The 23,666-nt window shown below is 36.6% G+C and carries 20 protein-coding genes, 1 other RNA gene, 2 pseudogenes and 1 riboswitch; of the genes and pseudogenes, 6 read left to right on the top strand and 17 right to left on the bottom strand.

What is annotated here, in order from left to right; all coding sequences use genetic code 11:
- Window positions 1–7: 7 nt before the first annotated feature.
- From NSQ59_RS07770 to NSQ59_RS07755, 4 genes are all read right to left on the bottom strand, one after another.
- Window positions 8–583: a class D sortase gene (locus tag NSQ59_RS07770; protein ID WP_055738856.1), complete on the bottom strand. Its 576-nt coding sequence runs from the start codon at window positions 581–583 to the stop codon at window positions 8–10.
- Window positions 584–585: 2 nt separating this feature from the next.
- On the bottom strand, window positions 586–2,433 hold the full coding sequence (locus NSQ59_RS07765; protein ID WP_055738855.1) for a DUF4430 domain-containing protein: 1,848 nt from the start codon (window positions 2,431–2,433) through the stop codon (window positions 586–588).
- 116 nt (window positions 2,434–2,549) lie between these two features.
- Window positions 2,550–2,739, bottom strand: a riboswitch (cobalamin riboswitch).
- Window positions 2,740–3,076: 337 nt separating this feature from the next.
- Entirely contained in the window at window positions 3,077–3,709 is a 633-nt protein-coding gene (locus NSQ59_RS07760) for an NUDIX hydrolase (protein WP_055738854.1), read from the bottom strand.
- A gap of 38 nt (window positions 3,710–3,747) precedes the next feature.
- Window positions 3,748–4,134 carry a VOC family protein gene (locus NSQ59_RS07755; protein WP_055738853.1) on the bottom strand — a complete coding sequence of 129 codons (387 nt, stop codon included), beginning with the start codon at window positions 4,132–4,134 and terminating at the stop codon, window positions 3,748–3,750.
- Between the two features lie 180 nt (window positions 4,135–4,314).
- Here NSQ59_RS07755 and NSQ59_RS07750 point away from each other — a divergent pair, with 180 nt between their 5' ends.
- On the top strand, window positions 4,315–5,589 hold the full coding sequence (locus NSQ59_RS07750) for a DHH family phosphoesterase (protein ID WP_340830574.1): 1,275 nt from the start codon (window positions 4,315–4,317) through the stop codon (window positions 5,587–5,589).
- Here the strand turns inward: NSQ59_RS07750 and NSQ59_RS07745 are convergent.
- The 3 genes from NSQ59_RS07745 to NSQ59_RS07735 all read right to left on the bottom strand — a co-directional run bounded on the left by NSQ59_RS07745 (window position 5,514) and on the right by NSQ59_RS07735 (window position 6,506).
- On the bottom strand, window positions 5,514–5,717 hold the full coding sequence (locus NSQ59_RS07745) for a DUF3231 family protein (RefSeq protein ID WP_340830573.1): 204 nt from the start codon (window positions 5,715–5,717) through the stop codon (window positions 5,514–5,516). The two genes, NSQ59_RS07750 and NSQ59_RS07745, sit on opposite strands and share 76 nt — an antisense overlap.
- Window positions 5,718–5,782: 65 nt before the next feature.
- Window positions 5,783–5,944 carry a DUF3231 family protein gene (locus NSQ59_RS07740; RefSeq protein WP_340833149.1) on the bottom strand — a complete coding sequence of 54 codons (162 nt, stop codon included), beginning with the start codon at window positions 5,942–5,944 and terminating at the stop codon, window positions 5,783–5,785.
- 58 nt (window positions 5,945–6,002) lie between these two features.
- On the bottom strand, window positions 6,003–6,506 hold the full coding sequence (locus tag NSQ59_RS07735) for a DUF3231 family protein (RefSeq protein WP_340830571.1): 504 nt from the start codon (window positions 6,504–6,506) through the stop codon (window positions 6,003–6,005).
- A gap of 216 nt (window positions 6,507–6,722) precedes the next feature.
- On the opposite strand from NSQ59_RS07735, the gene NSQ59_RS07730 reads away from it, so the two are divergent.
- Window positions 6,723–6,944 carry an LAGLIDADG family homing endonuclease gene (locus NSQ59_RS07730; RefSeq protein ID WP_235950480.1) on the top strand — a complete coding sequence of 74 codons (222 nt, stop codon included), beginning with the start codon at window positions 6,723–6,725 and terminating at the stop codon, window positions 6,942–6,944.
- A 362-nt stretch (window positions 6,945–7,306) separates the two neighbouring features.
- On the opposite strand, the gene NSQ59_RS07725 is transcribed toward NSQ59_RS07730, so the two are convergent.
- Window positions 7,307–8,466 (bottom strand): IS3 family transposase gene (locus NSQ59_RS07725; RefSeq protein ID WP_268888313.1). Its coding sequence is split into 2 segments (ribosomal slippage): window positions 7,307–8,205 and window positions 8,205–8,466, totalling 1,161 coding nucleotides; the frame shifts between segments, so codons are not numbered across the junction.
- 200 nt (window positions 8,467–8,666) lie between these two features.
- Between NSQ59_RS07725 and NSQ59_RS07720 the strand changes: the two are divergent.
- From NSQ59_RS07720 to NSQ59_RS07710, 3 genes and pseudogenes are all read left to right on the top strand, one after another.
- Window positions 8,667–9,188: pseudogene (locus NSQ59_RS07720) on the top strand (GNAT family N-acetyltransferase).
- A 198-nt stretch (window positions 9,189–9,386) separates the two neighbouring features.
- Window positions 9,387–9,689, top strand: a complete 303-nt coding sequence (locus NSQ59_RS07715) for a hypothetical protein (protein WP_055738849.1) — start codon at window positions 9,387–9,389, stop codon at window positions 9,687–9,689.
- Window positions 9,690–10,549: 860 nt separating this feature from the next.
- Complete coding sequence (locus tag NSQ59_RS07710) at window positions 10,550–10,999, top strand: hypothetical protein (protein ID WP_055738847.1); 450 nt, start codon at window positions 10,550–10,552, stop codon at window positions 10,997–10,999.
- Window positions 11,000–11,145: 146 nt separating this feature from the next.
- Here the strand turns inward: NSQ59_RS07710 and NSQ59_RS07705 are convergent, their stop codons facing one another.
- The gene (locus tag NSQ59_RS07705) at window positions 11,146–12,651 is read right to left on the bottom strand and encodes a phospholipase D-like domain-containing protein (protein ID WP_055738846.1); all 1,506 of its coding nucleotides are present in this window, start codon (window positions 12,649–12,651) and stop codon (window positions 11,146–11,148) included.
- A gap of 180 nt (window positions 12,652–12,831) precedes the next feature.
- A pseudogene (locus NSQ59_RS07700) lies at window positions 12,832–12,989 on the bottom strand (DUF1657 domain-containing protein).
- Between the two features lie 1,133 nt (window positions 12,990–14,122).
- Between NSQ59_RS07700 and NSQ59_RS07695 the strand changes: the two are divergent.
- Window positions 14,123–14,467 (top strand): EAL domain-containing protein, encoded by a 345-nt coding sequence (locus NSQ59_RS07695; protein ID WP_083489238.1) that lies wholly within the window; start codon window positions 14,123–14,125, stop codon window positions 14,465–14,467.
- 1,037 nt (window positions 14,468–15,504) lie between these two features.
- Here the strand turns inward: NSQ59_RS07695 and NSQ59_RS07690 are convergent.
- The 7 genes from NSQ59_RS07690 to eno form a co-directional block, all read right to left on the bottom strand.
- The gene (locus NSQ59_RS07690; protein WP_055742329.1) at window positions 15,505–16,863 is read right to left on the bottom strand and encodes an IS1182 family transposase; all 1,359 of its coding nucleotides are present in this window, start codon (window positions 16,861–16,863) and stop codon (window positions 15,505–15,507) included.
- A gap of 553 nt (window positions 16,864–17,416) precedes the next feature.
- Window positions 17,417–17,755: a transfer-messenger RNA gene (ssrA, locus tag NSQ59_RS07685) on the bottom strand.
- Between the two features lie 142 nt (window positions 17,756–17,897).
- The gene (gene smpB, locus NSQ59_RS07680) at window positions 17,898–18,368 is read right to left on the bottom strand and encodes an SsrA-binding protein SmpB (RefSeq protein WP_055738844.1); all 471 of its coding nucleotides are present in this window, start codon (window positions 18,366–18,368) and stop codon (window positions 17,898–17,900) included.
- Between the two features lie 66 nt (window positions 18,369–18,434).
- Window positions 18,435–20,726: a ribonuclease R gene (rnr, locus tag NSQ59_RS07675; RefSeq protein WP_445669238.1), complete on the bottom strand. Its 2,292-nt coding sequence runs from the start codon at window positions 20,724–20,726 to the stop codon at window positions 18,435–18,437.
- A gap of 84 nt (window positions 20,727–20,810) precedes the next feature.
- A complete protein-coding gene (locus tag NSQ59_RS07670) occupies window positions 20,811–21,560 on the bottom strand; it encodes an alpha/beta hydrolase (RefSeq protein WP_340833148.1) in 750 nt (249 codons plus the stop codon).
- Between the two features lie 223 nt (window positions 21,561–21,783).
- Window positions 21,784–22,017 (bottom strand): preprotein translocase subunit SecG, encoded by a 234-nt coding sequence (secG, locus tag NSQ59_RS07665; RefSeq protein WP_055738841.1) that lies wholly within the window; start codon window positions 22,015–22,017, stop codon window positions 21,784–21,786.
- A gap of 350 nt (window positions 22,018–22,367) precedes the next feature.
- A complete protein-coding gene (gene eno / locus NSQ59_RS07660; RefSeq protein WP_055738840.1) occupies window positions 22,368–23,660 on the bottom strand; it encodes a phosphopyruvate hydratase in 1,293 nt (430 codons plus the stop codon).
- Window positions 23,661–23,666: the final 6 nt, after the last annotated feature.

Here is a 23,666-nt window from a genome sequence, read left to right as displayed (position 1 = left end):
CTGCCTCCTAAGTTGTTTTTGGATATGCATAGATGATATAGCGTTTTGGTGCGTTACCGACATAATGAAATGGATAACATGTTGTTAATACAAGCTCTTCCCTTGGTTTTGTGGAATGAATAATGCTTCGATCATCCGCGTCAACGATTTTCATATGATCAATCACATATTGATAGGAGCCGCTTTTTAATTTTACCGTCACCGTATCACCCTTTTTTAACTCACCAAAACGTAGAAAAACAGTATCGCGATGACCTGATAAAACAATTTGATCCTTGCCCCCTGGTAATGAAGAGGTTTTATAATGGCCAACCCCTTTTGCCAAATCATCAAGCGTTGTTCCTTCAACGATTGGCAGCTCTTTTTCCAATTTAGGAATTTCCAGCAATCCAATGATATTTTTATTTGTTTTGTTTAGGACCTGTTTTTCTTGTACTTTCAATGGACTGTCTATTTCTTTTGTCATGGCTTTAGCTTGATGAAGAGCCGACACTTGGAGCTGTCGGCCCTTCATCAATTCTGTACCACTATAGATTAAACAGATGAGACCAGCTGTCATGATCACAAATGCAATTTTCTTCATGTTTAAGCCGCTTTCTGTTTACGATTATAGAAGTAAATAGCTGCACCAATGATGAAAAGGATTACACCTAATAATAATACGTTATAATAATTGGTTGCTGTATTTGGCAATGGCTGACCGTTATCAGAAGGATGCTTTTCTGTGTTTGTTGCATCATTACCTGGCTGAACAGTCACATCATTTCCTGTAAATTGATAAATGGAGCCCTCTCCATTTAGATATTGCTGATACGCAGTTAATCCTAATAAGCCTTGCGTTGTTGCAATTAAATTTGATTCATGATCTGCTGCGATGTGAGCAAATCCGCCATCCTTTTGATGGAATGACATTAAATGTTGCACAAGGTTTCCGCCTGTTTTTGTAAATGCTTTATCAGTTGGGTCAACACCGATAGACGATAAACCAATGATTACTTGAGCAGTCGTTTCACTTGCATCTCCGCCATTAATATCGCTGCTAAATCCGCCATTTTTATCCTGAACGGATGAAAGCCAGTTTACTGCATTATCGATAGCATTTTTTACATTTTCTTTGCTCTTATATGGAGCAAGTGCAGCTAATGCCATGGAAGTGATGTCAACACTCGCATTATCGCCAACAAGTGCCCATCCACCAGACTTAAGCTGATTATCCAATAAGTAGTTTACAAGTTTTTCTCTAGACCATTTTGCATTAGCAGGAACTTTATATTTCTTGCTATCTAATGCAAGCAATGCATATATAACCCCATTTGTTCCTTGATTTGTCATGCGGTCATTGGAGTAAATTTTTTCAATCAAATTATAACCATCAATATTAGCAGCATTTCCTCCAGCTGCAGTAACACCGATTGCTAATCTTTCATAATCGGTAACATTGCGGAATGTACCATCATTTTCTTTCAATGTCTTTTTAATATTATTTAAATAAACGGCAGGAATCTTTTGACCGGATCTTTGCAGTCCGATGATTTCAAACTCATCATTACCACCATTTTTCAATACATAAGAAGCAGAAGATTTCATTGCAGCTGCAACCTGTTGCTTCGTTACATTTGGTTGTTTTGTTCCATCTGGAGTTCCTGAATTATTGCCCCCGTTTCCATTATCACCATTGGAATCCGGCGGTGTTATATAATTATCAATGGTTAATTCAACACTATCTCCATTTTTTAAAATGTTTGTTGACAGGGATGATTGTAGAGGATTTCCATTCAAAGCGGTCTTCCAATAATCCCCTTCATTCAGTTTCGCATTTCCGATATTTTGAACAAATTCAAAGTAACTTGAATCTACCGAAACCTTTAGTGCAAGATTTTTCTGTGAAGCAGCTTGTATTAATGCATCGTACGCATTGGCACCTTCCACGACCTTTACATCTGTTTCTGGTATCAGTGCATTACCTTTTACATCTTTTGCAGAAACTTTTGCGGAAATAGTTTTCTCCGGGTAACTTACTACCTTAAATAGCAAATCATCCCCATTTTTCACTTTGTATCCGGATACTCCTACTTGAGCCATGCTGCCGTTAATAATAAAGCCCCAATATGTACTGTCCTTTGCATAGTCAGGCTTTGCATCCCCAATTTGTACAATATTTGCGCCATACTTAGGATCAGTAGTATAGTCAAATGCAATATTTTTCTTTGTAGTTGCTTCCTTTAATACATCGAAAGCTGTTTCTCCATCCTTTATTTCCAACACAGAATGTGGAAGGACGGTTTTACCATTTTCATCGACAACCGAAATCATTGCTGCATTTTTTAAAGCAGCAGCAGATACCGGATTTGTAAAAAATCCCGTTAGTTGAAGCATCACAAGTAGGATAGCCGTCAACACGACAGAACTTCTTTTGAAAAGCATTCCTTTCATTTCTCTTCCCCCTTGAAAAAAATAAAAAAACATCTCCTAATGTGAAGATGTTGTGCGTCGCAGGAGGTGAAAATGTTCGATTTTCCTCGAGCTCAGCACCACCTATCCACGTAGGTTTATGGTGCAAAAAATAGGCAGGTCTCCTGGCTCATGATCAACACTCTTTAACTCCTTCCCATCTTGTAAGACAGTGGATAATCTTTGTAAAGAGCTCCCATTTACAGTGGCGGGACCGCGTCGGTTTTTCACCGAACTTCCCTTTTAATGATTGAAATAATTCAATCAACCTAGTTTTCCCACTATTAAATTAATACCGATATTATCATAGTTTAATAAGTAAGAATATGTCAAGTTGTGGTTATTACCGATATTTGACCTGATAGTGAAATTTATTTTATTCCATTAATTTTATTTTAAATCTTCCCTCCTATAATCAAAATCAACCGAGTCAGATATTATTTCATATGGAGTGAGGATAATGGCGAAAAATAAAGGATTAAAATGGATTGTCGGTTTATCAAGCGTGGCGGTTTTTACCGGGTTTGTCGGATTATCACAAAAATATTCCTATTTTCCGGATGATCATTCAGGTTGAATTCTCCAAATCAAACAACTGTAAATTAAAAAAAGGGTACTATCAGTTTCATGTTGATAGTACCTTATTTATTTTAGAAAGCTTATCAAAAATCACCTTATAATAATTCGAAGGATGAGGTACAAAATCTTTTAGCTCTACATCTGTGCGAAGGCTAGTTAATTGGTTATTTTTATATTCAAAACCAGAGATGTTAATAGATTTAAGTGAACCATTATATAAACCTTCCATTTGGTGAAAAGGAATTCGATAAATTCCAGCAACTTCTACAGGGTCAGGTATTATTTTTTCCATATGCTCTTTATAATGGTAAAAGTAAGTGTAGCAGAATTCATTATCGATAAATGTATCACCAGTATAGCTTGCCGAGATAACCCCAATCGATTCCAGTTCATCCATTTGTACTTGTATTCCGAGCTCCTCTTCTACCTCTCTTATGCCCTCGTGAGGACGTTCTCCTGCAGTCAAATGTCCTGCTGCAGTTATATCGAGTAAATTAGGATGGGTATCCTTGTCATGCTGTCTTTTTTGAAAAAGAACATTCAGCACCCCATTTTCGATTTGATAGAACCAGCAATGAAATGCCTTATGCCAATATCCCTTTTGGTGAACTTCATTTCGTTCCGCAACACCCATGTGATTCATATCTGCATCAAAAATATCAAAGAATTCTTTTGTCATTTGTCATACTCCTATCTAGTTGCCTTTTGTGCAAAAACTTATTCTTTATTTCCTGTCCCTACCGCCAAAACATACCCATCCGGATCCTCAATCGCAAATTCCCTCCATGCTCCCCAATCAAACTCTGTTACTACGGGTTCTTGAACAATTTTCGCCCCTTTTTGTTTCCACTCATTATGTAATTGATCTAAGGCTGCAAAATCATACGCGTAAGCATAGGCATCCCATATAACCTCATTATTGCTGCTATTAGGGGATATTATTTGATTTTCTTTTGCTTGTAAAAGTTTAAACCCGAGTTTCAATGAATCATTCCGAAGAGCCCACCAATCGTTCACTTCACATCCTAAAACATCTTGATAGAAAGCCATTGATTTTTCTATGTCTGAAACTAGTAAAACGGTTAAGGATTGTATTCTATCCATTTTCATTCTCCTTTTAAAAAATTATATACATAAAGATTTTACCCGAAAAGACAGCTATTTGTTTAGAATTTTTGAAATATTTTTGACGTTTTACAAATATTTTTTAGGTGCGAGTATAAGATATGCACCTCGGTTAAAATAATCCTTATGGTAGAAAAAAATGAAGGAGACCTGCATTCGATGAAGCTTTTTACAGATATTGATTTAGACGGATTAGGCTGCGGAATTGTCGCCAAGCTAGCATTTGGTGAAGATGCAAATGTTTCTTATTGTTCCTATCGAAATTTAAATCAACGTGTGGAGCATTTTATCGATAACCCCGATCATAATAACACCGAAACATATATTACGGACCTGGCAGTCAATGAACATGTGGAAAAAAAGCTTGAAAAGCGGTTTTCTAATGGACATCCGATTCAAATGATTGACCACCATGTAACGGCCATGCATTTTAATGAATACAAATGGGCAATGGTCGATCCCGAATATAAGACTGGTAAGAAAACCTGTGCGACATCACTGTTTTATGATTTTCTCGTGGAGCATCAAAAAATTCAAAAGACCCCTGCATTGGACGAATTTGTTGATCTAGTTCGTCAATATGATACTTGGGAATGGGATGAAAATAATAATGTCGCTGCTAAACGTTTAAATGACTTATTTTATATGATGGATAGGGAGCATTTTGAGGAAGATCTGCTCAAAAGATTAAAGGACCATCCTAATTCCTTCACCTTAACAGATACGGAAAACCTACTATTGGACGTAGAAGACAAAAAGATCCATAGGTATATTCATTCCAAAAACAGACAACTTGTCCAAACCTTCGTGGAGGAATATTGTGTGGGAATCGTCCATGCGGAGCAGTATTTATCTGAACTCGGCAATGCATTGCATAAGCTGAATCCGCATCTGGATATGATTATTTTAATAAATGCCGGAAATAAAAAGGTGGGTTTTCGCACGATATACGATCATATTGATGTATCAGAATTCGCCTCCCGCTTCGGTGGCGGTGGCCATCCAAAAGCTTCAGGATGTGATTTGTCACAGGAAACATTTGAAAAATTTGTAGTGAATGTGTTCCCTATATCTCCACACAAACCGGATCCTGAGCGAAACGAAATCAATGTCAAATGTGCCCATTATGGTACATGTTACGAAAACCGAAAAGGAGACATCTCCTTTATTCGTCCCTTAAACGAACATGATTTTGAAGTCATACATAACGGGAAAAGAATAGATGAATCGTTTGATGCCTATGAGAGCGCTGAGTATTTTATTAAACGGAACTATAACTCCTGGCTTCGTTTTGACAACGACTATCTTCGTCATTTAACTACTGCTTTGCCAGTTACGACGGAAGAGATTAGAGCAAATTATGAAATGATAATTTCCACTTGCGGAGGTTCTTCCATCCAGCCATTCTTAATCATAATCTTTCCACCGTCTTGAGAGAAAGTAAAAATATCTTTTGCAAGAATAGCCATTTTAACCGGTATATCATTTCTTAGACTAAATGCCCCACCCAATGCATTACTGCCTAGGCTAAATGAAGTTAACAGATTGGTATTGAACATCATCAATTTATCAGAAAATGGTGCAATCTTTGAATCAGTTGCTTTTCCAGCATGGGTTGCGGGTGGCTCTAAAAACTTTCGCGTAAAAATCCACCTAAATCAATTTCGATTTTTTTGGACAATTCCATGCCCTCAACAAAGTATTTTTGCACCTCTTTATTTTGTGCAACCTGGGCAAAGCCAATAATTAATTGCAGTCCAACTAGGTTCATTTCAATGGCATGATGGATAAGCGAAACTTCAATCGTATTTAGCGACCTTTTATCACTAAACAGATTAAAACCACTTCTATAATGCAGTATTTTCTATAAAATGTACCTCTTTTGGCATGGAAACAAAAGGTGGACGTGATAAAACCCCTTTTTCTAAAAGGAATTGGGTGCATTGCTTATTTATTTCTTGTGACTGTGCTGTTAACTCTATAAATAATTCTAAAATATCTTTTCGATAAGACATACCAGCAAACAGTGAATAGAGACTCATTTCCACTTTCGTCATCATATGCAGATACATGATGTTAAACATATAATCATATAACTTGGAAACTCCTTTATGTATATCACTTTCTGTAAAACCGATTGGAATGACTGCACCTTCTTGTTGAAAAATACTTTTAATCACTTCTACTGTTTTAGCCGCACTATTATAATGCATTAGCAAAAGTTGCTTTTCTTCCTCATCGGCATGCTCTATAAAATGCTCTAACATTCTCATCATCATGGACTTCTCTTGATAAGAGTTCCATATGTTAGCTAATTCTGATGATGTAATTGGAATATGAGTAGAAGTCATAATCGTATCCTCTCTTAGTTGCATTTTTTTTAATTTAACCAAAAGAAATTATGATTATAACTATTTTGAGGGGTGTAACTATTTTAAAGTTTAAATTGAAATGCAGTGGGTTTTAAATTTCTAATGTTTCTGAAAGTATAAGTAATTTTAGATTTGAAAATTTCCCTAAACTCTGATAACTTATAATCGGAACGTATGTTTCATAGGAGGGAGACTATGGAAAATTGGGAGGCAGCCTACGTTGCGGGAATCATAGATGTAGAAGGAACCATTACCTTAACACGAATGCATGAAAATGAACATCGACGTCCTTGTATAACCATCTCTTCTACAGATAAAGAACTATTAGTTTATTTACAAACATTGACCGGAGGAACAATTAATAATAAAAAAATTACAAACCTGAAATACATAAAAATTCTTTTACTTTATCTATAAAAAAGAAAAAAGATGTTTTTGACACCTTAAAACAAACAGCACCGTATTTAAGGGTTAATCAAAAAAGAAAACGTGCTTTTTGGATACTAGAAAAATATGATCAAGTTACAAGTAGAAACGGTAAATATTCTTCCAATTTATTAAAAAAGAAAAATATGTTTGAGACCCAATTTTTTCAAATCGAATAAAAATTTTATGCTTCGCTTTTGATTATGCATCAACTATAATATTGTGATTAAACTCCTGAAGAATGTTACTACGTCAAGAAAATAGACACAGATTTTTCTACCGCGCTTTCGCTTGGTGGCCTTCATCAAAAAGTTTAAATAAAGTACGATTTAAACTTTTTGATGAAGGTAAAATCAAGCTGCAGAATTACTATACATTCGCTCAAATTCATTTGGTGTACAGTAGCCCAATGTTGAATGAATCCGCTTAGAATTGTAGAAGAACTCGATGTATTCAAATAATGATTTCTTCGCTTCTTCTCTTGTTCTATACTTGGTTTGATAAACTAACTCACGTTTAAGAATCCCGTGAAACGATTCAATGCAAGCATTGTCATAACAGTTTCCTTTACGGCTCATACTACCAATCATATGATACTTTTTTAATAGTTTCTGATACTCAGAGGAAGCATATTGAACACCTCTGTCTGAGTGATGAATGACGCCTTTTCCCGGCTTTTGACGCTTGTAAGCCATTTTTAATGCAGAGATAACCAATTCCTTTGTCATAGTTTTGCCCATAGCCCAACCTACTATTTTACGAGAATATAAGTCCATTACGGTCGCCAAATACAACCAGCCCTCATTGGTCGGTATATAAGTGATATCCGTTACCCAAAATTGGTTTGGTTTGCTTGCTTTAAACTGTCGATCTAGGACGTTTTCACTTACTGGATGTTTATGTTTTGAATTGGTCGTAGCCTTGTATTTCTTGACTGTACAAGACTTCCATTGGTTCTTCGTCATAATACGGGAAACCGTACGCTCACTTACCTTCATGCCACGTTTATTAAGGGTTTTAGTAATTTTCACGCTGCCGTAACGTTGTTTAAATTCTAAATGGGTCTTCAGAATTTTTTGTGCTAATTTCTCGTGCTTTTTCTGCCGGTTACTTTTTGGTCGGTTTAACCATTTGAAGTAACCACTCTTGGATACTCCCAGGACTTTGCACATCTTCTCCACTCGGAATTGGGAGCGATTCTTATGAATAAATTCATATTTTACCGAGGGCTTTTCGCGAAGTAGTGCATCGCCTTTTTTAAGATTTCATTTTCCTCCTTTAAATCGCGCATTTCTTTCTGAAGAGCTTTTAAAGCAGCACCTTCCGAGGAGAAAGATTGTACAGCCTTGATTTCCGGTTGTTGACCATACTTTTTCATCCAACCATGTAATGTATTTTCGTTTACACCAACTTCTCTCGCCACTTGAGCTACAGATTTATGGTTTTCGCTAATATACTTTACAGTTTCAATTTTAAAAGACTCTTCGTATCGTTTACCATTACCTTTTGCCATACGGACACACCTCATTATAATTGATATATTTATTATAACAATCTGTGTCCACTTTTTAGTCTAGCATCATCCAGCTGCCAATTTGGTGGCTTTTTCTTATTCGACTAAAGGGGCAGTTTTGTTGAACAAGTTTTTAAAGGAATTTATGCTTTGAAATTACCTTATTAAGGAAGCGTTAAATTGCATATTGGGGTGTGGAAATGAAAATTAGAAGAGCAAAATTAGATGATGCACAAGGTATTGCAAAAGTTCACGTTAATAGTTGGCGAACGACTTATAAGGACATTATCCCAAATGACTTTTTAGATAATTTATCTGTTGAACAACGAACAGAATTGTGAAAGAAAAACTTGGAAAGAGAAGATAATTACGTTGCTATTGCAGAGAATAATGAAGGTCAAATTATAGGTTTTGCAGATGCCTGGAAAAGAGAAACTAATGTAGTGGAAAATTCAGGTGATTTGACCTCGATTTACTTGCTTGAAGAGTATCAAGGAAAAGGAATCGGAAAAAAACTGCTTAAAGAACTATTTTGGCATTTTAATTAATTGGGTTATGAAAAAGTATTTGTGGAAGTCCTTGAGGATAATAAAACTCGTTATTTTTATGAATATTATGGTGCAAAATTAGTTAATAAAGTTCAAATTAAAATAGGAGGAAAAGTATTAAATGAACTAATATATGAATGGAATAATGTTGACAAAGTTATTGAAAAAATATGATTCCACCTTTCAAATCAATTAGAAGAGGTAAATTCCAATTAGCGAAGACGTTCTGTTACAAATGAGGGCTTTCCTAAAATATAGTATGATCTTTTCTTATGTAACAAAAGCAGCAGGTTAGTAAAAAAGGATTTTGTAGATACAAAGTCGAATTATATAAATAGTATATTAGCACTAAATTATAAGGAGAGGTTTAGCGTGAAATTTTTATTCAACAGTAAGGGACATCATATTGCTAATTTTGTAAATGGTCACCTTCATTCGCCTACAGGGGAGAATATAGGTCATTATCGTGAACAGGAAAATATATTTATCGATATGAGAGGACATTATCTGGGTGAAATTATTCATGAAAATCGATTAATGTATAATAATTATTCTCCTTACAAAAATGTTAATTTCGGTATTTATGGTAACTATGGAAATGTAGGGAATTATGGCAACCCAGGAAATTATGGTTCTATCGGGTTAGTTTCGGGTTTTAAAGATATTGTTTTTTAAAAAGACTTATTTGAACTAACAGATGTGTTGTTCAAAGATTAACCGCCTTTTTGAAGTTATCCTACTAAAGGAGATAATAACAATGAGATTAACGAAAGATGTCGTACAAAAACTCTTAGATAAGAATGAAGGATTTGCGAAAACAACAAGCTGGAGCAAATTTCAAGGAAACGAATCACTATTTAATTAAGGGTAGAAAATTACTCATACGTTCTGTGGGCAAGACATCATGGTCTGATAGCCACTTTGATAACACCAATATTGCGGAACTAGTTCAAACTAGGAGATTTTTGAAAAAAGTCATTGATGTGCTAAAAACTGAAGGAATTAAGTAGGCAAATTCCATTTAACGTTAGTTGATTCGTAGTTTTCTTATATTATGATATAGTATCTCATTTAACTTCAAAAACTAGTTTGTGAAACAATGCACTTAAACTCCCTCAATAAGAAAAGGAGATGCAGACACAACTCTTTGTTCCACTAAAGCCCCCTCTACTTTCCTAGCTGCCGTTGCATTTTATTGCTGATCAGTCTGTCCTTGAACCATTTCTCATTAGTAAATTTCCAATTTCTAATGGTAAATAGTCTTGCTAATACTTCATCGTTCTTTACAATTAACTATTCATAAAATACCACTGCATTTTCGTTATTCCTTAGACGAATAGATCTATCTTCAAACTTCTTTTTAGCACCTAGAAAATGCTTAACAGACTGAATCATGCCAGTTATAGCGTCTTCTTTGTTAAAAATAATTGCTTTTTCATCTATACCCAATTTGATATTCGATGCATATGATTGTAAATGAACATAAAAATAATTTGTGAATTTCTCATTTAATCGCATTAAGGGAGAGAGTATCTTTGAATACAGGACAGGAAATTCCGTTAAGTATCCCATTCCCATCAAGGTGGGGTATCCATGCTGCTATTGGTGGTAGACCAATCATTTGGGGGATACTTATCATTAACTCTATTACTAATAACAGGGTAAGTGGAACAATTAATTTTCGTGGAACCGCTATTCCAATTAGGGGGTATTGGAATGAAAATACCAATCAAATAAGATTTGATTCACCCTATGCCACATTTACTGGTCATTTATATATATTTGATGATGTCACTATTAAAATTCGTCATTTGATTTTAAGTGGGCAGCTTATCATGAATCCCCCCTCTTTACAGACTGGCGAACATGGAAGTTGGATAGCTACAACAGAAACAAACCTTATTGGATCCCCCATTAAAAGTGAATCCCTGCCACCCGCCGGAGTCTTTTTAACATCTGATTTATTATACGGCAGCCGATATTGAATTAAAGGGGAATATTGTTGGTGAATGGAGGAATATTCGTACGGACTTTCAGCTAACATATTTGTTTAAAGAAGCCCTCAGTTTTAGATTACATGAGGGCTTTTAGAATATGTTTTATAGTAGAAAACTTCTTCAAATGTTGATGGCTACAGCAACGGAAAAAGGAGACGAGCGCCTTGCTGCATTAAACGCTGGGAAGGAGAGCGCTGCAATATATCCTCTACTTTCAAAGATACAGAATCTTGTAAATCCTGCTCAAATTGTTGTGTAAGTTCTATCGCCACGTCATTACTGTAAAAAAATTCACTCACTTCGTAATTCAAGCGAAAGCTTCTCATATCATAGTTTGCTGCCCCTACTTCCGCTACTTCCCCATCGATAACCATCGTCTTCGCGTGCAACATTCCTTTGTTATATAGAAAGATTTGAACCCCTGCTTCGAGCAACTCTCCGTAATAAGTAAAGCTTGCCCGTTCCACGATTTTTTGATCGACTTCCCGGGGAACCAGTAATCTTACACGTACTCCACGTTTCACTGCTGTCTTAAGTCCCATAATAATATCTTGATCTGGCACGAAATAGGGTGTGGTGATGTCAATGGTTTTGGTGGCTTGTGTTATCCCTATAAAGTAGGCTTCCCTAATAAAAGGCGTAGGAATCCCAGGATTCCCTTCAACTGTATGTACATAGGCTTGGTTCATTTTCTCACTGCCCGGATCTTTATTCGCGTTTGTTTCTTGAATAGTTGCCAACTCGGCGCTCCATTCTGTCATCATGGTAAATGGTTTTGGTAAGCTGATTGTAGTGTTGAGTGGAGAACCATCTTTTCCTGTCCTAGTTTTCATTCTGGTTTTTGACTTTATTTGTTCTGGCGAAGCAATATTCCAATGGTCTTCGAAAATATGGTTCAAATCAGATGATGCTTTACCTGCTATTCTTACATGAGTATCACGCCAGAACCCTATATTTGGGTTTAATCCAGCATAATCATCCCCAATATTAATCCCGCCGGTAAAAGCTTCCCCACCGTCGATTAGGACAATCTTACAATGATCTCTGTTATTCAGGGTTGAAAATACCCAAGGGGGACGTAAAGGAAAAATTGTCCTGCACTCTATCCCTGCATCCATCATCCGGGAAATCTGCGTTTTGGATAATTTTCTGCTACCCCAGCCGTCCCTAATAAAGCGGATATGCACACCGTCCAATGATCGTGCGATAAGCAGATCCGTAATACGCCTCCCAATTTGGTCATCTTTATATATGTAATATTCCAGGTCAATCGTTTTTTTGGCGTTCTGTATAGATTTCATAAGTCTTTCATAAGTTTTCATCCCATTTATAAGCACTTGTACTTGACCAGACCTTAATCCCCCCACGCTCATGTGTTTCAATGTTTGTGCGATTACTTTTGCTGAGTTGCTAAAAGAATCCGGTAACGTGTCTGATTCGTTAGAAGTAGAAGTCGGCTTTTTACGGCGATTCATACGTACGGGATTAGATGTAATCAGATAGAGAACAAAACCAATCGCAGGGAATATAAAACTAATGGCTATCCAATTTAATGCCACTGCTGGTCGCCGTACCTCACGAATCATCATAATGATCATAAAACCAGTATTTAATAAATAAAGCCCGAAAATCCAACTCAAAATAAGCACCTTCTATCTTGACGATTTAAATGATCGAAAGAGTATATGATTATTTCAATAAACACAATTGCAATGATTTTTGTATTAATAAAATGTTTTATTCCCAATTTGGGTCTCCATAAAGCCAAGCAAAAACATTGGACATTATTGCTTATATTGAAGCTCTTCTTGTTGTATTTGTTAATCACGGGGCTCGATACTGTCAATTATAGCTTGAGTTTTTCGATATAGTTGCTTTGCATTCTTGTTTTCGGTTTGTAATGCAAATTGTTCAAAGCTTGCCCAGGAACTTTTTAATCCCGCTACTGTGTTTGGTATACTTGAGTTTCAACAGTCATTTTGTTATTCCTCCTAAAAATGCTGAACTTACAAGTATTGTCTGTTTATAAAGTCGGGAATATACGTGGAAAAGATTAGAGAATAGAAATGATATACTGTTTAGAAGTGTCCAGGGAGAATGTCAAAAACAGTGTAAATGAGGCCAGTATATACATAATTTCCTATTGCCTAATCAACATATATACTCATTTATAAGGACAAACTTTGATAAGAATCTAGGCTTTACACTTACCGAATGTTGCCCGTTTCAGGCTTAAAATTAAGCTATGGAAAAATGGGGCCTTCCAATTAATAAAATCGTAAATCCAAAATATCCAGCTAACAATTAGAGGGCCTAACAATTAATGAAACAAACATCCCAATTAAAAATAGAATGCTTTAAATCCTAATGTATTAAAACCTACCGTAATGATAAAACCATCCAACGCAAAATAACTAATCCAATAATTAATTTCGATTTATTTTGAGGAAAAGAGCGAATAAATTGCTCTTTTCTCCTGTCCTTTAGTTTATTTTGTTTTTCCATTTTTACTCTCGAAAAGTTACCTTTTGTTTTCATACCAAAAAGCCTAAAACACCAACATTTCATTTAGGCTTTTTGGAGCTTCAAGAGTTTTTAGTTGAAAGGCTTTGGATTCGGCAAAAATAAGGAGGTGATTATCCTGCCACAATCATTGTATTCGTTTTAAATATATGGGGTGATTGACCATTATTAAAAATACATTACAGGCACAAAAAACAAAAATGCCTCTGAAAGCAAATACAAGCGTTTCAAACGTATTTTTAAATTAAAAAAATGCTTAGGGACACGTTCTCCCCCTGGGTGTAAGGTAGGATAAATTCAAAATCAAAGACCCTTTCACTGCCAAAAAGCGCTCGATGAAAGGGTCTAAGCTTTGTAAAGGAGGATTAGTCCTACCGAAATAATCCTTTGTTTCCTTTTCCAATTATAAATGTTTTGGCTGACACCCCCTTCTTAGAAAACCATTCAAGGATCTAGAGAATGGGTATTTTTTGCCACATTTGCCTAGTAGTATATGAATCTTTGTTCTGAGATGTGTGTTGAGGCTAATGTATAAAAAAACTTAAATAAGATATCTTATAAAAAGAATTAGACTGAGATAAATTAAAAATTGATCAGTCTTTTGTACGCGATCTTTATAACAATCCAAGTGTTGAGGAGATTGTTAAAACTATTATATCAATGGGACATAGTTTAAATATGAACGTGATTGCTGAAGGTATAGAAACAAAGGAACAACTTTTATTTCTTCAGGAGCATTTGTGTGACCAGGGGCAAGGGTATTTCTTAAGTAAACCTTTGGTGGCAAGCAAATTAAAAGAAAAACTTGATGAAATTCAATTTGCAAAAGGTGCTAACTATTTTCATCTATTGATTGGATATATAATTTGTGGTTTATTTTCTAAATGGGTGGTTAATTTTTTCTTCTATTTACATATAAAACTGCAATCCTAGTTTTAACCCGCTTGATCCTGTTTTCAATGTCTAAGTTTTAATAAGTTAAAACAGTAAACAGTACCACCGATTTATGAAATAACTTGTGCCTCAGTTTACTTCTCATTAAAATGGCCAATTCTTAAAGAAGAGCACACTTTTGCTACAGAAATGCGCACGATTTATTAAAAACGATTCAACTTTCAATTATGTGATTTAATTGTTCTTTCTAATACGAAGTAAAGACTGAATATCTTCTTCGGGCATTTTATCTAATGCGAACAGCATAGCCATATAAGATACCGAATTTTCACTAGATTTATTTGAAACTTTTTACCTTAAATAGTTATTTTAATTTCACTTCTCTTCGGCCTTCCTTAGAAAATTTTCTTTCCACTAACTCCATTTTAACTAATGTCAAAAGTGGTACATTTCAATGGCTGTAACAATATTTTGATAAAACTTTATTCCAAAGCAACATATGTACTAATCTATCAACAGCTACTGAATATGAAAGCTTATGGAATCATTGTCTATAATAAGCGTAATGAAGGCCTTATGAGGGCGCAATGATTGGGTTTGATGAACAATTTGCACTAACATGTGTGAGTGAACATTCTTATCGATACGAAAGCTTTGACGATAAAATATCACTGTTTAAAACACATAAGACCAAGCTAGTTCCCTGACAATCCTTACATTCAAACAATATGGTTTTCGTCTCTTAATGCGGAATAAACAGAAAATCTTCCTCGAAATAATTTGGAATTTTTTACCATAACCCTCATCTTGCTCATAAAAATTGAGGGACCTTAAAGTTTTTTATTCCTGTAATATTTCACAAATTTAAATCTTATTTAGTTCTAAAATTATGCTATTTCTTAAAATTTTCGACTCTTATATCTTTTGTAGGATAAAAAACAAAAAGCTGTAGACATGTCTACAGCTCAGATTGTAGACAAAAGGGGTTCGGAATGGTCACATTCCGAACCCCTTTTGATTTTGTTCTTACTTTTTTACCTTTTTGGGTGTATGCTGACCTCTCTCATCCTCATCTACTAGGCCATTTCCGGACCTTTCCATATCCAGTTGGCCATTTTCTTCAAATTCATGGCAGCGAAAGTAAGCATCGCCTGCATCGACAATTTTTTAAGTCCCCTTAACGTTGTCCAACGCATACCATGCTTTTCTTTTGCGTCTGCAAATACACGCTCAATCGTTTCTTTGCGTTTCGCATATATCGTTTTTACCTCTTTGTGATGACGAAGATGATCTGCTTCCTCAAGGTACTCTTGCCAAATATGACGAGTCACTACTTTTTGATGATCCTTACTCTCCGTACATTGCGATAAAAATGGACAATTAGCGCAAATATGCTTAGAAGATTTGTATTCACGATACCCTTCTTTTGTCGTGGTAGAGTAATTCAATATCTCCCCTGATGGGCATATGTAACAATCATAGTATTCATCATATACGTACTCGTGTTTTCGGAAGAAACCTTCTTTTGTACGTGGTCTTGTATAAGGTAAAGCAGGTGTCATTTCGTTTTCGATTAAGTATTTCGTGATGGCCGGTGTTTTATAAGCTGCATCTGCCGCAACGGCATCGGGCTTTCCTACAATATCCATTACTTGTTCTACTAATGGTTCTAGGATTACGCTATCGTGGGTATTTCCTGGTGTCACCATATTTCCTAAAACAAATCCTTTGCGGTCAGAAGCTGCATGAAAAGAATAGGCGAACTGTTTAGTCCGTTCGTCTTTCACATAGTAACCACTCTCAGGATCTGTGGTACTTTCTTTTATTTCTTTTGTATCTTCTTTTTCAAATTTATCTGGTGGAAATGGCTTTTTTCCATGATCTTCCCGGTCTTGATTGATTTCTTCTTGGAGCTGTTCTTGATAGGCACGTGTTTCTTTTCGGACCACCTTTTTTTCGAATTTACGTTTATTCGCACTCGCTTTTACATGAGTGGAGTCGATAAAAACATGTTCTGCACTTATCAAATTCTTTTCCGCTGCTGTTTTTAGAATTCGATAGAAAATCTGTTCAAACAAATCGGTATCTTTAAAACGACGCTCATAGTTTTTTCCAAAGGTAGAGAAATGAGGGACTCTATCATAGAAACCATAACCAAGAAACCAGCGATAGGCCATATTCGTTTTTAATTCTTCAATCGTTTGACGCATCGAACGAATGCCAAATGTATATTGAATAAAGGTAAGTTTAATCAAGATCACGGGATCAATACTTGGGCGTCCAACTGCGGAATATGTTTCTTCCACTAAATCATAAATGAAAGAGAAATCAATCGCTGCCTCCATTTTTCGGACTAAATGATTTTCGGGAACCAACTGGTCTAAAGCGATCATTTCTACTTGATCACGTTGAATGGAATTATGTTTTGAAAGCATCTTCATCACCCCAAGTATTATTTCTATTTATATTTTAAAACAAAAAAGACTGTAGGCAAGCTCGATCTTCATCGAGTTTGTCTACAGTCTGAGCTGTAGACATGTCTACAGCTTTTCAAAAATAAACAAGAACCAGCATAAAATTCAAATGATTCTTTAAAGCATAAAATTGTCACTTAAATTTTAAAGAATAAAATTGTAAGTGTGACATTTTTATGGTTCAAGTCACAAAATGAAAAATCCACCAACTATGTATTTGGTGGAGACGGTGGGACGTGCTCTTCCATGCTTTCGTCATGGCACTGACTATATCTTGAACCTGTAATATGAACAGGTCCCCCGGCGTATTATGCGAAAGAAAAATTTATCAATGGTGATATCATTTTCGCATCCTAGTACTACCACTAGAAACGGTGGCAGCCTATAAGTCGATACACGGCTGTTGGATTACTCCACATACCGCTCGGTATTGCCTTACTACAATAGTAGCTTAGGTTTCACCGATAAAGCCGGATTTTCACTTGTATGTTACCATACAAGGCGACTAATTTACTAATCGAACCCACGTCCAGAAATATTGCCACTTAAGCTTCTACGAGCGTAGTCGATATATTTTGGTTTCGCATCAACATATGCCTACCGACAGGCGTCCGTGATGCTAGCCTGATTGTTCTCTTCCATAGTCCCCAGGCGGAGGACGTCCGGCGTATCCCACTTAAGTTGAGACCCTGACCCTACCACATGGGCGATGGAGGGAGGATCAGCTCAGTGCTTATTAGGCAGCTAAAGCTAGGTTTTGTTTAGATTTGCCAGTTATATTTAGGCTTGCGTTTTTACGAGGTCGACCCCTCGGCTCGCAACTCAAGCTCAAACTACCCCTGTCGAATCCGTAACGTCCCCATATATAATATATTGGGATTTAGGATCAATCCTTATGAGCTATGCGCTACAAAATTAATAACTTATTAACTGGCTACATGTACTATTATAACATGTTTATCGTATATTTCAATTGTAAATTTCTGTATCTCTCATCAGTATTGCTGCTGCTTTGCTTTAAATGCCTTTTCGATCTCGCGCTTTGCTTCTTTTTTCTTTAAATCTTCTCGTTTATCGTAGTTCTTCTTCCCTTTTCCTAATCCAATTAATACTTTTGCGAATCCATCTTTTAAGTACATCTTTAGCGGTACAAGCGCATATCCTTGCTCTTTCGTTTCACCAATCAATTTATTGATTTGTTTACGATGAAGCAAAAGCTTTCTTGTTCTTAAAGGATCATGATTATAGCGATTTCCCTGTTCATAAGGGCTAATATGCATATTATAAAGAAATACTTCGCCTTTATGAATACGTGCAAAAGAATCTTTTAGATTTACTCTTCCGGCCCGAATCGACTTTATCTCCGTTCCTTGCAGCACAATTCCAGCTTCATATGTTTCTTCAATAAAATAATCATGGCCAGCCTTTTTGTTTTGGGCAACAACCTTGCCTTCCCCTTTTGGCATTCTGACTCCCCCATTCTAAAAACTGTTTCGAAAGCCAGGCACTTATCGGTGCCTGGCACTATCTTTTTATTTTCTTTTCTTGTTCCGATTATTTTTTGGTTTATTAGAGAATGACTTTTTCTTCTTCTTTTTCGCTTGAGGTGGACGATTAGACCATTCTCCCTCATTTTCTTCATTACCTGGACCTTTTCGCTTCGAATCTTTTTTATGACCGCGAACCTTAACAATACGCGGTTTATCATCGCTGCGACGTGGTCTGTTATTTTTCATGCCGACAATTTCAAAGTCAATATCATGTTCATCTTTATTTACTTTGATGACACGAACGGTAATTTCATCGCCGATTCGGAAGACATTTGCTGTCCTTTCCCCTATCATAGCATATTGGCGCTCATCATAGCGATAATAATCATCTGTCATATAGCTCACATGGACAAGACCTTCAATCGTGTTCGGCAATTCCACAAACATCCCGAAATTAGTGACAGAACTGATGATTCCATCAAATTCTTCGCCAATTTTATCTTCCATGAATTCTGCCTTTTTCAATTCATCTGTTTCTCGTTCCGCATCAACCGCTCTTCTTTCCATCTTTGATGTATGATCAGCAATTTCACGTAAAACCGCATCCCATTTTGCACGAGTTGCCTCATCTAATTTTCCTTCAATTAAATAAGTGCGGATCAAGCGATGCACAATTAAATCAGGATAACGGCGAATCGGTGATGTGAAGTGAGTATAAAACTGTGTTGATAGCCCAAAATGTCCAAGACTTTCAGGATCATATTTTGCCTGCTGCATCGACCTTAACATGACAGTGGAAACAACCATTTCCTCCGGTTTTCCTTGCACCGCTTCAATAATTTCCTGCAATGCTCTTGGATGAACGGCATTTGCCGTCCCTCTGACGATAAGTCCAAAGTTCGTGATAAATTCAAAAAAGCGTTGAAGCTTTTCAGCTTTTGGATCCTCATGAATACGGTACATAAAAGGTACCTCAAGCCAGTGAAAATGTTCCGCAACCGTTTCATTAGCTGCAAGCATAAACTCTTCAATTAATCTTTCTGCAACAGAGCGCTCTCTAGTTACGACATCGGTAGGTTTGCCATCTTCATCCACAATAACCTTTGCTTCTTTAAAATCAAAGTCAATAGCACCGCGATGCATTCTTTTATTTCGAAGGATCCCGGCAAGCTCTTCCATTGTTTCAAACATTGGAACCAATTCTTTATAATGATTTCTCAGTTCCTCATCTTTTTCTACTAAAATCTTATTAACATCGGAGTACGTCATTCTTTCCGTTGTTTTAATGACACTTTCGAAAATTTCGTGACTGACCACTTCCCCCTGATCATTAATCTCCATTTCACAAGATAAGGTAAAACGGTTCACTTTCGGATTAAGCGAGCAAATACCGTTCGATAAACGATGCGGTATCATTGGAATGACACGGTCCACTAAGTAAACACTAGTTCCTCTTTCAAATGCTTCTTTATCGATTGGAGAACCTTCTGTTACATAATGGCTGACATCTGCAATATGAACACCTAGCTTATAGTTTCCATTATCTAATTTTGTTACGGTTACAGCATCATCTAAATCCTTCGCATCTGCCCCATCAATTGTCACGATCATTTCACCGCGCAGATCACGGCGGTTGCCGATTTCACTCTCCTCAATAGTGTCAGGGACGCTATTCGCCTGATCTAATACTTCTTCCGGAAAGCCTTGTGGAAGTCCGTATTTATGAATTACTGAGAGAATATCTACTCCAGGATCATTTTTATGACCAAGGACTTTAATTACTTCTCCCTCTGCATTTTTTCTTCCTTCAGGATAGGATGTTAACCGAACGACAACTTTGTGCCCTTCCACTGCGCCTGCATTTGCATTTTTCGGTATAAAAACATCACTATCAAGCTTCTTATCATCCGGAATGACAAATCCAAAGTATTTACTTTCCGTATAAGTTCCGACGATTTCTTTAATACCGCGCTCTAAGATTCGTACAACGGTACCTTCTCGTCTTGCACCCGAACTTTCTGCTGAAACACGAACAAGAACAATATCCCCATGCATCGCATTATTCGTTTCATGCGGAGGGATAAAAATGTCGTCATACCCTGGCTCTTCGGGTGTAACAAAGGCAAAGCCCTTTGCATGTCCTGTTAGTTTTCCTCGTACCAAATTCATTTTTTCAGGGAGTCCATAGCGATTGCTTCTTGTTCTAACCACCAGTCCCTTTTCTTCCATATATACAAGTGTTTTTACAAAATCTTTAAAATCCGTTGAATCCTCAATCCCAAATGCGGCTTCAAGTTCTTGAACCGTTAAAGGTTTATAAGTTTCATCTCTCATATAATGTAAAATACGGTCAACCCGTGAAAGTATATTTTCTTCCAAATTTTATCCCTCCGTCATTGGGAACATTGTTCATGTTTTTTAGACAGTCCAATTCAATGTTTCTAAAAACTCGTACACATCCTCATGCAGCTGTTCCTTTTCTTTTCCTAGTGTAATCACATGAGTAGATTCCTCGTACCATTTTATCTGTTTTTTGTCCGATTCTACTTCATTATAAATAATATTCGCGCTGTCTGTATTGATCATTTCATCATGTCTTGCTTGAACAACAAAAGTCGGGGCATAGATCATGTCAACATTTTTGCGAACATCAGCTATTAAATCTTGCAGTGCTTTCAATGTTCCCATTGGTGTTTTTTTAAATTCTTCAATTTCTGTTTCAATTTGTTCTGGACTTTTTCCTTCGAATTTTTTATATTGACGAGCGTAATCCACCACTCCGTTATACATGGTTTCTTCACTTTTTATATACATAGGTGCACACATTGGGATAATTCCCTTTATTGCTACAGTGTAACCCAATTTTAGGGAAAATACTCCACCTAGCGAAAGACCTGCAACTGCAATTTCCTCATAGCCTTTTTCTTTAAGATGCTCATAGCCTTTCATGACATCTTGCCACCAGTCATTAGGTCCCGTGTGAACCAACTCTTCTGGAGGTACACCGTGTCCTTTATAAATTGGGGCATGGCATGTGTAGCCTTTTGACTCTAAAAATCTCCCTAGCATTCGGACATCCGCCGAGCTGCCGGTGAAACCGTGGAGCAGTAATACAGCTCTTTTTCCTCCTTCGAATGTAAATGGCTTAGGTGCTACTATTTTCATGATGTACAAACTCCTTTAATTTCGATTCGTTCCATATTATTTTTAACAGAGTATATGTAAACATTCCACAAATACGCTTTGATATGAGTTTATTGCATTAATTATGTAAAGCAGATTCCTCGAGATAAGCTGCTTCCAACCCTATTAAAACAGAATATCATAACAACACAGCTTATGAATAAAAAACAAACCTGACCATCCAGCGGCCAGGTTGAGTACTCTTTTCTTATTCTCCAAAAACAGTAACTGCTAATGCAAATATGAAAAATAATACAGCAAGGACAATCGTGATTCTGTGAAGCACTAAATCCATACCACGAGCTTTTTGTTTCCCGAAAAGTTGCTCCGCTCCACCGGAAATAGCTCCTGAAAGACCAGCACTTTTACTAGATTGTAATATGACGACAGCAATTAAAGCAACCGCATCAATAATTAATAAGGTCAAAAATAACGTATGCATGAAGACCCACCTCCTGAAAAAACAATCACAGAATGCTGATTTTAGACGGTTGTCCAATCTAATTTAGCAATCCGGAACACTATAGATATATTTAATGTATCATAACAGCCAATTAGATACAATCAAATTTTAACGGACGAGATATTGAATATGGTAAGTTCGCGGAATTATTACCCAATTTGGCGGAATAATGCTTAAATTTCGCGGGATTATCCGTTATATTGGCGGGATTCTTTATTTTTCGCTAAAAAAGGTTCTGCAAAGAAAGCATCAAAAATAAGGTTGAGCAAATAAAACGTCATTTTCACATAAAAAACTGCCAGATCCACAGACCTGACAGTTTAAGTAAATTATTTAGATAAGTTATAGAATGAGTTTTTACCAAGGTATTGTGCAGTTTCGCCAAGTTGATCTTCGATGCGAAGTAATTGGTTGTATTTCGCAACACGGTCTGTACGAGATGGTGCACCTGTTTTGATTTGGCCTGCGTTTGTCGCAACTGCGATATCAGCAATAGTTGTATCTTCTGTTTCACCAGATCGGTGAGATACAACTGCTGTATAACCAGCGCGTTTTGCCATTTCAATTGCATCAAATGTTTCTGTCAAAGTACCAATTTGGTTCACTTTGATAAGGATAGAGTTACCTACACCGTTTTTAATACCTTCAGAAAGTTTTTTCGTATTTGTTACGAATAAATCGTCACCAACTAGTTGAACTTTTTTGCCAAGACGTTCTGTTAGAAGCTTATGGCCTTCCCAGTCATTTTCATCTAAACCATCTTCAATGGAGATGATTGGATATTTAGAAGCAAGTTCTTCATACCAGTCAACCATTTCTGCAGATGTTTTCACAACACCTTCACCTGATAAATGGTATTTTCCGTCTTCTTTGTTATAGAACTCTGAAGATGCCGCATCCATTGCAAGCATAACGTCTTCGCCTGGTTTGTAGCCAGCTTTTTCGATTGCTTCAATGATTGTTTGAAGAGCTTCTTCGTTAGATCCAAGGTTTGGAGCAAATCCACCTTCATCACCAACAGCTGTGTTTAAGCCTTTTGCTTTTAGAACTGATTTTAAGTTATGGAATACTTCTGCACCCATACGAAGTGCTTCTTTAAATGTAGGAGCACCAACAGGCATGATCATAAATTCTTGAATATCCACGTTGTTATCCGCATGCTCTCCACCGTTTACAATGTTCATCATTGGTGTTGGCAATTGTTTTGCATTGAAACCGCCAAGATATTGATATAATTCTACTCCTAGGAAATCTGCAGCTGCGCGAGCTACTGCCATGGAAACACCTAGAATTGCGTTAGCACCTAATTTACCTTTGTTTTCAGTGCCATCTAATTCAATAAGTACTTTATCAATAAGAACTTGTTCTGTTACGTCATATCCGATAATCGCTTCAGCAATTACTTCGTTTACGTGTTGAACTGCTTTTTGAACGCCTTTTCCAAGGTAACGGTCTTTATCTCCATCGCGAAGTTCTACTGCTTCGTATTCTCCAGTGGAAGCACCGCTTGGCACTAATGCGCGGCCAAATGCTCCTGATTGTGTATAAACTTCTACTTCTACTGTTGGATTACCGCGAGAATCTAATACTTCACGTGCGTATACTTCTGTAATATGTGGCATTGTAAC

The sequence above is a fragment of the Margalitia sp. FSL K6-0131 genome, assembly GCF_038008735.1.
GTDB classification, from domain to species: Bacteria; Bacillota; Bacilli; order Bacillales; family Bacillaceae_C; genus Margalitia; species Margalitia shackletonii.
The sequence above is the reverse complement of the archived record's forward strand: the minus strand, read 5'-3'. Positions and strand labels throughout refer to the sequence as shown.